At 67.9% G+C, this 12,634-nt stretch carries 11 protein-coding genes; 1 reads left to right on the plus strand and 10 read right to left on the minus strand.

Going from position 1 to position 12,634, the window contains the following annotated elements; all coding sequences use genetic code 11:
* Positions 1-173: 173 nt before the first annotated feature.
* From QAD21_RS22370 to QAD21_RS22390, 5 genes are all read right to left on the minus strand, one after another.
* Positions 174-608 carry a nitroreductase family deazaflavin-dependent oxidoreductase gene (locus tag QAD21_RS22370; RefSeq protein WP_068971055.1) on the minus strand — a complete coding sequence of 145 codons (435 nt, stop codon included), beginning with the start codon at positions 606-608 and terminating at the stop codon, positions 174-176.
* Positions 609-783: 175 nt separating this feature from the next.
* Positions 784-2,310: an NAD(P)(+) transhydrogenase (Re/Si-specific) subunit beta gene (locus QAD21_RS22375; RefSeq protein WP_068971056.1), complete on the minus strand. Its 1,527-nt coding sequence runs from the start codon at positions 2,308-2,310 to the stop codon at positions 784-786.
* A 20-nt stretch (positions 2,311-2,330) separates the two neighbouring features.
* Complete coding sequence (locus QAD21_RS22380) at positions 2,331-2,636, minus strand: NAD(P) transhydrogenase subunit alpha (RefSeq protein WP_058253806.1); 306 nt, start codon at positions 2,634-2,636, stop codon at positions 2,331-2,333.
* Positions 2,636-3,724: a Re/Si-specific NAD(P)(+) transhydrogenase subunit alpha gene (locus QAD21_RS22385; RefSeq protein ID WP_058253805.1), complete on the minus strand. Its 1,089-nt coding sequence runs from the start codon at positions 3,722-3,724 to the stop codon at positions 2,636-2,638. Before QAD21_RS22385 ends, QAD21_RS22380 begins: the two co-directional genes overlap by 1 nt.
* Before the next feature lie 352 nt (positions 3,725-4,076).
* Positions 4,077-5,660: a molybdopterin-dependent oxidoreductase gene (locus QAD21_RS22390; RefSeq protein ID WP_068971057.1), complete on the minus strand. Its 1,584-nt coding sequence runs from the start codon at positions 5,658-5,660 to the stop codon at positions 4,077-4,079.
* 140 nt (positions 5,661-5,800) lie between these two features.
* Here QAD21_RS22390 and QAD21_RS22395 point away from each other — a divergent pair, with 140 nt between their 5' ends.
* Positions 5,801-7,273, plus strand: coding sequence for an FAD-binding protein (locus QAD21_RS22395; RefSeq protein WP_068971058.1), 1,473 nt, complete (start codon positions 5,801-5,803; stop codon positions 7,271-7,273).
* An 86-nt stretch (positions 7,274-7,359) separates the two neighbouring features.
* Here the strand turns inward: QAD21_RS22395 and QAD21_RS22400 are convergent, their stop codons facing one another.
* From QAD21_RS22400 to QAD21_RS22420, 5 genes are all read right to left on the minus strand, one after another.
* Positions 7,360-9,648 carry a heavy metal translocating P-type ATPase gene (locus tag QAD21_RS22400; protein ID WP_068971059.1) on the minus strand — a complete coding sequence of 763 codons (2,289 nt, stop codon included), beginning with the start codon at positions 9,646-9,648 and terminating at the stop codon, positions 7,360-7,362.
* A 180-nt stretch (positions 9,649-9,828) separates the two neighbouring features.
* Positions 9,829-10,035: a cation transporter gene (locus QAD21_RS22405; protein WP_010843166.1), complete on the minus strand. Its 207-nt coding sequence runs from the start codon at positions 10,033-10,035 to the stop codon at positions 9,829-9,831.
* A 52-nt stretch (positions 10,036-10,087) separates the two neighbouring features.
* The gene (locus QAD21_RS22410; protein ID WP_004020389.1) at positions 10,088-10,381 is read right to left on the minus strand and encodes a metal-sensitive transcriptional regulator; all 294 of its coding nucleotides are present in this window, start codon (positions 10,379-10,381) and stop codon (positions 10,088-10,090) included.
* A gap of 166 nt (positions 10,382-10,547) precedes the next feature.
* Entirely contained in the window at positions 10,548-11,378 is an 831-nt protein-coding gene (locus tag QAD21_RS22415; protein ID WP_068971061.1) for a hypothetical protein, read from the minus strand.
* Between the two features lie 179 nt (positions 11,379-11,557).
* Positions 11,558-12,595, minus strand: a complete 1,038-nt coding sequence (locus QAD21_RS22420) for an alpha/beta hydrolase (RefSeq protein WP_068971062.1) — start codon at positions 12,593-12,595, stop codon at positions 11,558-11,560.
* Positions 12,596-12,634 lie beyond the last annotated feature (39 nt).

Here is a 12,634-nt window from a genome sequence, read left to right on the forward strand (position 1 = left end):
CAACCCCCAGAACCGAACGAGAAGTACAGCAACAAGATATCGCCGGGCACCGACAATCTTTCGGGACTCAATCCGAGGTCACCAGGGTTCCGCGGAACACTCTCGAGTTGCCCGTTGACCGCGCCGACCTGCTGGCGCGCCCAGCTCCTACCGCCCCCGTTTCGGACCATCGATCACGAACGCGCGACGAGCCTCACGAGCGGATACTCACGCGACGACTTCTTTTGATACTTCGCGTATCGCGGCTGCGCCTCGACCACCGTGTTCCACGCGATCTCCCGCTCAGCAGCGTCGAGTACGACCGGCGTCACCGGCACCGGGGCCTCCCCGTGCCGCTCGACCGACACGCCATCGGGATGGGCGGTCAGGTTGGCGAACCAGTCCGGATTCCGCTTGCCGCCGCCCGATGCGACGACCAGCCAGTCGTCGCCGTCGGGGAACCAGCTGAGTGGTGTCTCGCGCACGAGACCTGAGCGTCGACCGGTCGTGCGTAGAATGAGCATCTCCATCCCCCACATCGATCCGGACTTCTTGCGGATGCGGGCGACGGTGCGCTCGTTGGTCTTTCGCTGGTACCAGAGCGACAGGGACCGAAGTGACAGAGACATGTTTTCCTCCGTTGAGATCAGGCGATGCACCGACAGTACGACGATGGCGCAGCCGGCGGCTTCTCGATTCCTGCTCGATGGGTGTGCCCGGGCTGCGCAACAGCGCCGTGTGGGAAACGGCGAGGCCCCGGCAACCAGAACGGTTGCCGGGGCCTCGGGGAGAAACGTGAAAACGCTAGAGCGCCTTGAGTTCCTCGATGACGCTGTCGACGCTCTTCTTGGCGTCGCCGAAGAGCATGCTGGTGCCGTCGGCGAAGAACAGCGGGTTCTCGATGCCGGCGTAACCCGAACTCATCGACCGCTTGAGCACGATGGTCGATCGCGCCTCGTCGACGTTGAGGATCGGCATCCCGTGGATCGGGCTGCTCGGGTCGTTGCGCGCCGCGGGGTTGGTGACGTCGTTGGCGCCGATGACGATGGCAACGTCGGTCCGGCTGAACTCACCGTTGATGTCGTCCATTTCCTTCATCGAGTCGTACTCGACGTCGGCCTCGGCGAGCAGCACGTTCATGTGACCGGGCATGCGACCGGCGACCGGGTGGATCGCGTATTTGACCTCGACACCCTTGGCCTCCAACAGCTTCGCCATCTCCTTGACCGCGTGCTGGGCCTGCGCCACGGCCAGACCGTAACCCGGGACGACGATGACCTGGTTGGCGTACGCCATCTGGATCGCGGCGTCGGCAGCCGAGGTCGCCTTGACCGTGCCGCCGGCCGAACCCGGGCCGCCCGCGGCAGCAGCATCGCCGCCACCGAACGAACCGAACACGATCGCCGGGATCGACCGGTTCATCGCCTTGGCCATGAGGTTGGTCAGGATCGAACCCGAGGCGCCGACGATCATGCCGGCCACGATCAGAGCCGTGTTGTCCAGCGCGATACCCGCGGCCGCAGCCGACAGACCGGTCATCGCATTGAGCAGTGAGATGACCACCGGCATGTCCGCACCACCGATGGGGAACACCACGAACAGACCCATCACGCCCGCGGCGACCAGGACCCCGACCATCCACCAGACACTCGCGCCGCCACCGTTGGAGGCGTCGACACCGAGGTAGATCGCCAGCCCCAGCGCCACGATCAGCAGCACGATGTTGGCGGCCTGGAACAGCTTCGCGTTGGAGACGAAGGTCTTCTCCAGCCCCTTGGGCATGATCTCCTGCAGCTTCGCGAAGGCCACCAGCGATCCCCAGAACGAGACCGACCCGATGATCGCGGCGATCAGCGAACCGATCACCAGCGGCGACGCCGGTTCGACGTTGTGGAACGACGAGAACCCGGAGGTCTCGATGAACTCGGCCCACGCGATCAGCGCAACGGTGCCACCACCGACGCCGTTGAACAGCGCCACCAGCTGCGGCATGGCCGTCATCTTGGTCTTGAGTGCGGGCGGGATTCCCAGCGCCACACCGAGAATCAGACCGACGGCGATGAGCACCCAGTTGATCGTGGGCACGCCCTCGGTGGAGTGCCCGTCGGAACCGACCGCCCCCTCGTTCCACACGTAGAGCAGCGTCGCGGCAACCGCCAGACCCATGCCCACGGCGGCGATCCAGTTGCCACGCACCGCGGTCTTCGGTCCGGTCAGACCCATCAGACCGTAGATGAACAGGGAGAACGAGACGATGTAGAGCGCGGTCACCAGGTAGCCGACGCCCTCACTCGGGGTGTGCGCGCCCGCCGCGAGTACCAGCTGTGACACAGAAGTCTCTGGGGAGCCGTTCACTTGGCCACCTCTTTCTTACCCTTGAACATGCCCAGCATCCGGTCGGTGACCGCGAAGCCACCGATGACGTTGAGCGTGCCGAACACCAGCGCGACGAACGCGATGATGCGCACACCCCAGCCGGCGTCGGCGGGCAACTTGCCCAGCACGACCAGTGCGCCCAACACGACGATGCCGTGAATGGCGTTGGTGCCCGACATCAACGGGGTGTGCAGGGTGTTGGGGACCTTGGAGATGACAGCGAAGCCGACGAACCCGGCGAGCACCAGGATCGCGAGATTCGCGAGAAGACCGGCATACATCAGGCAGACACCTCCTGCTCGGTACGGGTGACACACGCGGCCGCGACGACCTCGTCGTCGAAATCCGGTGTGATGGAGCCGTTGTCGTCGAGCATCAGCTCGATCAGCGCCAGCAGGTTCTTCGAGTACAGCTCGCTGGCATGCTCGGGCATCGTGGCAGGCAGGTTCAGCGGTGCGGCGATGGTGACGTCGTGTTTGACGACGGTCTGACCCGGCTCGGTCAGCTCACAGTTTCCGCCGGTCTCACCGGCGAGGTCGACGACGACACTGCCCGGCTTCATACCCTCGACCGCAGCCGCGGTCACCAGGCGCGGAGCCGGACGACCCGGCACCAGCGCAGTGGTGATCACCACGTCGAAACCCTTGATCGCGTCTTCGAGGGCCTGCTGCTGCTGTGCTCGCTCGTCGTCGGTGAGCTCACGGGCGTACCCGCCCTCACCGGCGGCGTCGATGCCCAGATCGAGCCACTGCGCGCCGACCGAACGGACCTGCTCGGCGACCTCGGGACGCACGTCGTAACCGGTGGTCCGCGCACCCAGACGCTTGGCCGTGGCCAAGGCCTGCAGCCCGGCCACACCGACACCCAGGACCAGCACCGTCGCCGGCTTCACCGTGCCGGCCGCCGTGGTCAGCATCGGGAAGAACCGCGTCGACACATCCGCGGCCACCACGACCGACTTGTAACCTGCGACATTCGCCTGCGAACTCAGCGCGTCCATCACCTGGGCGCGCGAGATACGCGGAATGGCTTCCACCGCGTACGCCTCCACGCCTGCTTCCCGCAACGTGGCGATCTGATTGTCGGCGTTGCGCGGCGCGAGAAAGCCGATCAGCTTCTGCCCGCTCCGCAGCTTCGCGATCTCCGCATCCGACGGCGGCGACACCCTCAGGACCACATCGGACCCATATGGATCGCCGATCGTCGCACCGGCCTCGGTGTACGCCTCGTCGGGGATCAGGGCGCCGAGACCGGCCCCCGACTCCACCACGACGGGCACACCCTTGCCCACCAGCGCGGCGACGACCTTCGGGACCAGCGCCACCCGGCGCTCTCCCTCGGCCGTCTCGCGCACGACACCCACTGTCATCTATCTCACCTGTCTGGTCCGGCGCCATCGAGCAGCGCCGCGGTTCGGCGCCAGGACTCGGCGCGTCTTGTCAACGAGGTGACCCGCTTCCAGATCGTGCAGCTCCGCCATGTGTGGGCGCAGCGGACGACCTGACGCAGGTCACGAGGTGCTCGGATGGGACAGGATGGCTGTCACCCGGCTCACATAAAGGTGCGATGAACATAACATGCGCTCTCAGCGACAGCTCAGGTGAGTCAGATACCTCACTCCACCCTTGACGCTGCGGTTTTCGCCATTTCTGGACACATGTCTGTACAGGTGTCGTCCCGCCGGCCTGCTGAGTCTTTCCGGCCTCGGGCTCCGTACCGCCTCAGACGATGGTGTAGGTGCGGTCGTCGAGTCCGCTCGCGCCGTCGGGTGCCGGTGCCTGATAGCGCTCGATCTGCGGCTTGCCCTGCTTGTCGATCGCCCGGCACTCGAGGGTGTGGTTGCCCTTGGTCGCCTGCCAGGCGAACCGCCATTGCCGCCACGTGTCGATGCTGTACTCCGTCGTCAACTCCGCGGGTTGCCATGGCCCCTGGTCGACGCGCACCTCGACGCGCTCGACGCCCGTGTGCTGGGCCCATGCGGTGCCGGCCACGACGACCTCCCCGGCCGGATGCTCGGTGCCATCGGCCGGACGGTCGAAGCGCGACGCCATCTTGATCGGGCCGAGCGCTGACCACCCGCGGGTCGTCCAGTAGGCCTTGGCCTCGGAGAACCGCGTGATCTCCCAGTCGATGACCCATTTGGTCGCCGAGACGTACCCGTACAGTCCCGGCACCACCTGCCGGACCGGGTATCCGTGCTCGAGGGGAAGCGGCGAGCCGTTCATCCCGACGGCGAGAAGCGCGTCGCGCCCGTCGGTGACCGTCGAAATCGGAGTGCCGCAAGTCCATCCGTCCACGCTCGTGGACAGCAGCATGTCCGCCCCGGGCCTCACCCCGGCGAGGTCGAGGACCTCGCGCATCGGCACCCCCAGCCACTTGGCGTTGCCGACGAGATCGCCGCCGACCTCGTTCGACACGCAGGCGAGCGTGATGATCCGCTCGGTCATCGGCATGGCGAGCAGGTCATCCCAGGACAGGGTCACCTCACGGTCGACGTCACCGTGGATTCGCAGTCGCCACTCGTCGGTCGTGAGCGTCGGAACCTGCAACGCGGTGTCGATGCGGTAGAAGTCGGCGTTGCTGGTCATGAACGGGGTTGCACCCGAGAGCTCGAGCTGCGCACCGGCCGGGATCGGCGGCGCCTGGCTCGCCGCACGCGGCAACAGCACTCGGGCACGGTCGGCGACGACGCCCGCAGTGTCGGCGAGCACTCGCCGGGCCACGACACCGACGACCACCGCGGCGGCCGCGATACCGCCGGCGGTGAGCACGAAGCGGCGCGAGAAACCCGACCGCACAGCCGATGTGGGCTCGTCGCCCGCGGCGTCGGGATCCGCCTCGGGGGACTCCGCCCCCTTGGGACGTAGCTGCGCGATGAGGACGCGCAGCACGACGATCCCGACGACGCCGGCGATGATCGACGGCAGTGCGTGCGTCCAACCGGCATCGGGACGGTTGAGTGCGGCCAGCATCCCGACCACCCCGAAAGCTCCGATGATCACCGAGCCGAGTGGAGGTCGTCGTCGTTCGAGGTATCCGCATGCCGCCGCGAGTACCGCGATGATGATGCCCATCCCGATGAACAGTGCGAGCTTGTCGTTGACGCCGAACGTCTCGATGGCCCACTTGCGTACGGCCTCGGGCGAATGGTCGACGACCGACGATCCGACCGCGAAGTACGGGGAGGAGTCGGGCGAGATCGGGACGGCGGCCAGTTCGCCCGCGGCGAGAGCCGCGCCGACGGCTACCACGCCCGCCAGCGCAGGAGCCGGCGAGGATGCGTGACGCGTCGTGATGGAGGCCATATCCCTTGGTACCGGAGAACCCTGTGAATATGCCGTGTATCTGATGGTCCGAGACCGGCCGGTGACCACCGACGGCACCCCGTCGACGAATCGTTACCAAGACTAGAACAGGTTCTAGTTTGTCCGCTAATCTGAGCGGCATGGCTACCAGCACCGAGATCCCCGAGACCGTCGCAGTCGATTCGGTGAGCGAGTTCTCCGACGAGGTCGACGTCGTCGTGATCGGATTCGGCATCGCCGGCGGATGCGCCGCCGCCGAGGCCGCTGCCAACGGCGCGCGTGTGCTGTTGCTCGAGCGCGCCGCCGCGCCCGGCGGCACCACCTCGCTCTCCGGTGGGTTCTTCTACCTCGGCGGCGGGACCGCAGTACAGCAGGCCACGGGCCAGGACGACTCCGTCGAGGAGATGGAGAAGTACCTCACCGCCGTGTCGATCGAACCCGAGGCCGACAAGATCCACGCCTACTGCGTCGACAGCGTCGATCACTTCAACTGGCTCGAAGGGCTCGGCTTCACCTTCGAGCGCAGCTTCTATCCGGAGAAGGCCGTGATCCAGCCCGGCACCGAGGGACTGATGTTCACCGGCAACGAGAAGGTCTGGCCGTTCAAGAACCAGGCCGTCCCCGCACCGCGCGGCCACAAGGTCCCGGTCCCCGGGGAGACCGGGGGCGCGAAGCTGGTCATCGATCTGCTCGTCACCCGCCTCGATGAGCTGGGTGCCGAGGTCCGGTACGAGACCGGCGCCCGCCAGTTGGTCGTCGACGAGCAGGGTGCGGTCGTCGGCGTGATGTGGAAGACGCCCGACGCCGAGGGCGTCATACGCGCGGACTCGGTGATCATCGCCGCCGGCGGTTTCGTGATGAACCCCGACATGGTCGCCGAACACACCCCGCATCTCGCCGAGAAGCCGTTCGTGCTCGGCAACACCTACGACGACGGCCTCGGCCTGCGCATGGGCCGATCGGTCGGCGCCGCACTGAAATACATGGACAAGGCGTTCATCACCGCGCCGATCTACCCGCCCGCCAGCATGGTCATGGGCGTCATCGTGAACAAATTCGGCGAGCGGTTCGTCACCGAGGACTCCTACCATGCGCGGACATCGGGATTCGTTCTCGAGCAGCCGGATTCGGTGGCTTATCTCATCGTCAACGAGTCGCACATGAACGAGAAGCAGAACTACCTGGTCCCGTTGATCGACGGCTGGGAGACCATCGAGGAGATGGAGCGGGACCTCGGAATCCCCGAGGGCAAGCTGCAGGCGACCATGGCCCGCTACAACGAGAACGCCGCGAAGAAGGAAGACCCCGACTTCCACAAGGCACCCGAGTTCCTCGAGCCCCAGGACACCGGACCGTGGGCGGCATACGACCTGTCGCTCGGCAAGGCGATGTACGCCGGGTTCACCATGGGCGGTATGGCGACGTCACTCGACGGCGAGGTGCTCGACGAGTCGGGCACCGTCATCCCTGGGCTCTACGCCGCCGGGGCCAGTGCCACCAACATCGCGCAGGACTGCAAGGGATACTGCAGCGGAACGCAATTGGGCGAGGGCTCCTACTTCGGCCGGCGCGCCGGGCGGCACGCAGCGGCGCGGGTCGCCACCAGCGCCTGACGGTCGGGCACCCGATCGAAAACCGCCCGCCGGCGGACCACAGACGACGAAGAGTCGTCGGCGTCGCCGGCGAGGGCGGTTTCCACTCAGCGCCGCGGCGTGAACCCGCGGAGTCGCAGGCTGTTGCCGACGACGAACACCGACGAGAGCGCCATGGCCGCGCCGGCGATCATGGGATTCAGCATCCCGGCGGCGGCGAGAGGAATGGCCGCGACGTTGTACCCGAAGGCCCAGAACAGGTTTCCCTTGATGGTGCCGAGGGTTCGACGCGCCAGAGCAATGGCATCGGCCACCGCGCGCAGGTCACCGCTCACGATCGTCAGATCGCTGGCGGCCATCGCGACGTCGGTGCCGGTACCCATCGCGAGGCCGAGATCCGCCTGCGCGAGCGCCGCGGCGTCGTTGATCCCGTCCCCGACCATCGCCACCACGTGGCCCTGCTCCTGCAGTTCGGCGATGACCTCGAGCTTCCGCTTCGGACTGACCCCGGCGGTGACGTCGTCGATGCCGACGCTCGACGCCACGGCCCGGGCGGCGCCCTCGTTGTCGCCGGTGAGCAACATCGGAGTCAGACCCAGTCGCCGGAACTCGGAGATCGCCGCGGCCGATGAGGGTTTGACCTGGTCCGCCACCACGAGAACCGCGACGGGAACAGGTTGTCCGGCAGGTTCTTCGGAGGAATGCTCAGCGATCAGGACGACGACCGCGGTTGCGCCGTCGGACTCCGCGACGACCACCGCATCGTCGAGCGACGGTGGTAGCGGCGCGTCGATCGTGTTCGGCGACACCACTGTCACGAACCGGTCGCCGACGATCCCGGCGACACCGGCGCCCTGCGTGGACACGAAATCTCGGACGCGGGCGTCGATGTGGTCGCGTCCCGCGTCGACGATGGCCGCCGCGATCGGGTGTTCCGATCCCGACTCCACCGATGCCGCCCAGCCCAGGACCTGTTCGCGCGCATAGCCGTCGGCCACGGTGATCCCGGACAGCGACATCTCACCCGTCGTCACGGTGCCGGTCTTGTCCAGCACGATCGTGTCGACGCGTCGCGTCGATTCCAACACCTCCGGGCCCTTCAGCAGGATGCCCAGCTGTGCCCCTCGCCCGGTACCGACCATCAGGGCCGTCGGAGTGGCGAGTCCGAGCGCGCACGGGCACGCGATGATGAGGACCGCGACGGCGGCGGTGAACGCGAAGGTCACATCGCCACCGGCGAAGTCGGTCGTGGACGCCACGCCGAGCCAGAAGCCCAGGGTCGCAAGCGAGATCGCGATCACGATCGGGACGAACACCGACGAGATCCGGTCGGCCAGTCGCTGGACGTCGGCCTTGCCCTCTTGCGCCGCCGTCACCATGCGGGCCATCTGGGCGAGCGCGGTGTCGGAACCGACAGCGGTCGCACGCACGACGAGCAGACCGCTGGTGTTGACGGTCGCGCCGACCACCGAGTCGCCGGAGGTGACCTCGACCGGTACGGATTCGCCGGACACCATCGACGCGTCGACCGCCGACGCACCGTCGACGACGACTCCGTCGGTGGCGATCTTCTCACCGGGCCGGACCACGAACTCGTCGCCGACCGCCAACTGCGCGATGGGGATTCGGGACTCGGCACCGTCGGACCGTCGGACGACGACGTCCTTGGCCCCAAGGTCCATCAGCGCGGCGAGTGCGTCACCGGCCCGCCGCTTGGCGCGCTTCTCGAAATAGCGGCCGGCCAGTAGGAAGGTCGTGACGCCGGCCGCGGCCTCGAGGTAGATGTGCGACGATCCGTCGGTCCGCTGGGGCAGCAGGTCGAATCCGTGGGTGAGCCCGGGCGTGCCCGCGGTGCCGAGGAACAGCGCGTACAGCGACCATCCGAACGCCGCGAGGGTGCCGACGGACACGAGGGTGTCCATCGTCGTGGCGCCGTGGCGCAGGTTGATCCACGCTGCGCGGTGGAACGGGTAGGCCCCCCACACGACGACCGGCGCGGCGAGCGTCAGGGACAACCACTGCCAGTACGTGAACTGGAGCGCCGGGATCATCGCGAGCGCGATCACCGGCACCGAGAGGATCGCGGAGACGATCAGGCGCTGCCGGAGACCGTCCAATTCGGGATCGCCGGACCCCGCTCCCGGGTGTTCCGGAGCGTAGGCCGACGAATCGGGCACGATCGGCGATGCGTCGTAGCCGGCCGCGCGGACCACCTCGACGAGGTCGCCGGGCGCCAGACCCGCAGGTACCTCGACGTGGGCACGTTCGGTCGCGTAGTTCACCGACGCGGTCACACCGTCGATCTTGTTGAGCTTGCGCTCGATGCGGTTGGCGCAGGACGCGCAGGTCATGCCGGTGATGTCGAGGTCGACCAGTTGTCCGGTACTCGCGGTCATGGGTGACCACCTTCATGCGGGTCGGATGTCGGTTCGCCGGTGACGACGCCGTGTGACGGTGCGTCGTGAGTCACCGGCTCCACGTCGGGCCCCACGCACGCCCGACGCCGAACGCGATCACGAAGACCGCGATCAGCGCGACGACGTAGGCCAGGGGCCCGGTGGCAACGGATCTCATGGTCAGACCAGTGCGTAGCCGGCTTCGGTGACGGCGGCCGCGACCTCGTCTCGACCGAGTTCACGGTCGGCCGCGACCCGCACCGAGCCGTCGTCGACGGTGACCTCGACACTGGTCACGCCCGGCAGCGCCTCGATCTCCTCGCGAACGGACGCGGCACAGTGGCCGCAGGTCATGCCGGTGACGGTGTAGGTGCTGGTGGTGCTCATGCGGATACTCCTCGGATCGTCGAAGTCAACGGGGATGGATCAGGAAGGACGGTCAGGACTTGACCAGGCGGGTGATCGCGGCCATGGCCTCGTCGACCTTGGCCTTGCCGGCCTCGTCGCTCTCCTGCGCGGCATGCACGACGCAGTGAGCCATGTGCTCTTCGAGGAGCCCGAGGCTGACCGCTTGCAGCGCCTTGGTCATCGCCGACACCTGCGTCAGGATGTCGATGCAGTAGGTGTCTTCCTCCACCATCCGCTGCAGACCTCGCGCCTGACCTTCGATGCGCTTCAGGCGGCGCAGATAGTCGTCCTTCCGGCCGATGTAGCCGTGCTGGTGCTCGTCCATGATCTCTCCCGTCCGGATACCCCTCAAGGGTATGCCCGACCAGGTATACCACCGCCGACCCCGAAACGGTACCCCCCTACCGTATGTGGAAAGAACCCGTTGCGCTCGGAGCGAGCCCAACTACTGCTCCCTGAGAACCAGCGGTGTCGTGGTGTTTCGGATGCCCCTACGAGCGGAGTGCTGCGGCCAATTTCGCCAGGGCGGCAGCGACCTCGTCGAGCGCGTCCCCGATGGCGGCAACACGCGCCGCGTCGAATCCCGGAGCGGTGGGGTCGTCGGGCACGGCCGGGACGTTCCCCGGCGCGATGCCCGTCGTCTCCGAACCCGGGACACGGACCGACGGGCCGGCCGGGCCGCTGCCTGCCTGTCCGCCGAACGATCTGCCGGGGTCCGGCGCCGGCGAGTAGGCGACGGCGTAGCCGTCGGTCCGGTGGCGTCGGCCGTGGTAGTCCTCGGCGGCCAGCGGCTCGGCATTGGTCGACCGGCGTCCGCCGCGATACTCGTTCGGTTCGGGCTCGGCCGCCGGGTGTTGCGTCGGCAGGGCAGCCGGGTGCGAGTCGGGCAGGCGGTGCGAACCCATCCGTGACGAACCCATCTGCGGCGGCTGACGCAGCGGGTCGACGGCGTGATCAGGCGCGACGGTCTGCGGGTTGGAAGCGCTCGCGCCGGTCATCACCGACGGTGCGTGGCCGTTGCTGCGCGCATAGAAGTGCGGGCCGCCGTGCCCGGCGAAGAACACGCACCCGGCGCCCTCCGGGGACGGGACCGGGCACGGATTGCGTTCGATGAGCGACTGCGCGCGGTCGTCGAAGTCGTTCCACTCGAGCCACAACCGGCGGTCGTGCCGCGGGTGGGTGCTCGCGTCGGTGGCGTGATTACCCCGATGGCCGATCGCCAGACGGCATTGCAGCAACCAATCGGAGTCACCCGACAGCCCCAGCGCCGCGCGTTCGGTCGGCCGGCACACCACCGTCGACCAACAGCCTTCGCCGTTCATACGGACTCCCCTTCATGCCTTGCATCGCCGCGAGATCTTCGCGCGACCACACCCGTGTGGAGCGCACGGTCGTCTTCTCGTACCCGTCGGCTTCCTGCCGCCCGGTGGCAAGCCCCCCCGGCATGCGCTTCTGCGGTGGCCCTCCCCCGGTGGCCACGGTGTGGTGAAGATCCCGCGGGTCAGTGTACGAAGCGGGCCGGTCCGGTGCCACCCTCTTGGCCCCGCGCGTCCGAACCGAGGAACGCGAGGATCCTCGCGTTCACCTCGTCCGGCTGGTCGAGGTGCAGGAAATGGCCCGCCCCGGCGACGACCGCGGCCGCACTGCCCGCCGGCAACACCTCGCGGACCGTGTCCGCAAGACGCGACTGCATGCACCCGTCGTCTGCACCATGCAAATACAATGTGGGAGAACGTGGTTCGCCCAGCCAGTCGTTCCGCAACGCGGCGTACCGAGGATGGGTCCGCAGCCTGCGGAGTGCGCGGTAGTACCCGAGCGCAGCTGTCCGATGGGCACGTGTGGGCAGCGCCGCGAGCGCGTGGTCGACGTCCAGTCGGTGGTCGGGCCGGACAGGAGTCGCCGCCGAATCGAGCCGCCAGCGGCGCCACAGGAGCGGGATGAGGCGGTCGAGAGTCCGTTCGGGCAACCACGGCAGCTGATTGAACGCGATGTACCAGCTCATCACCGCCTGACGCGCGAGCGTCTTGACGCCGTCGACCCCACCGCCGATCGAGCGCCGGACCGCCGGAACCGGCGGGACCGACATCGAGATCACCCGCGCGTACGGATTGTCGTCGCGGTGCGCCACCGCGTTCGCCGTCATCGCGCCCCAGTCGTGCCCGATCAGGACGGCGTCGGGGCCGGCTCCGACCGCGCGATGAACCGCCAGCGCATCGTAGGCCAGCGCCGCAACGTGAAAGTCGTTGTCCTCCGGTATCTCCGACGGTGCGTAACCGCGTGTGAACGGGGCGACCACGCGGTACCCGGCGCCGGCGAGTTCGGGCCCGAGGTGCCGCCACGTCCATGCCGAGTCGGGAAATCCGTGCAGGCACACGGCCACCGGACCGGCCGCGGGACCCCACGCGAGCGCATGCAGGGTGATGTGTCCGAGCTCGAGGGTGATTCGTTCCGGGCCCCCGGGAACAGGGGCGCGGGAATCCGGGTCGTCGCGATCGGGGCCGCTCTGGGGCCCCGAACCGTCTGCGGAGATCTGGGTCATCGGGGTCAATCTATCTCCGACAGCACCCCGGAGGCGTCG

This window comes from Gordonia sp. SMJS1 (assembly GCF_029866425.1).
Lineage (GTDB): Bacteria > Actinomycetota > Actinomycetes > Mycobacteriales > Mycobacteriaceae > Gordonia > Gordonia hongkongensis.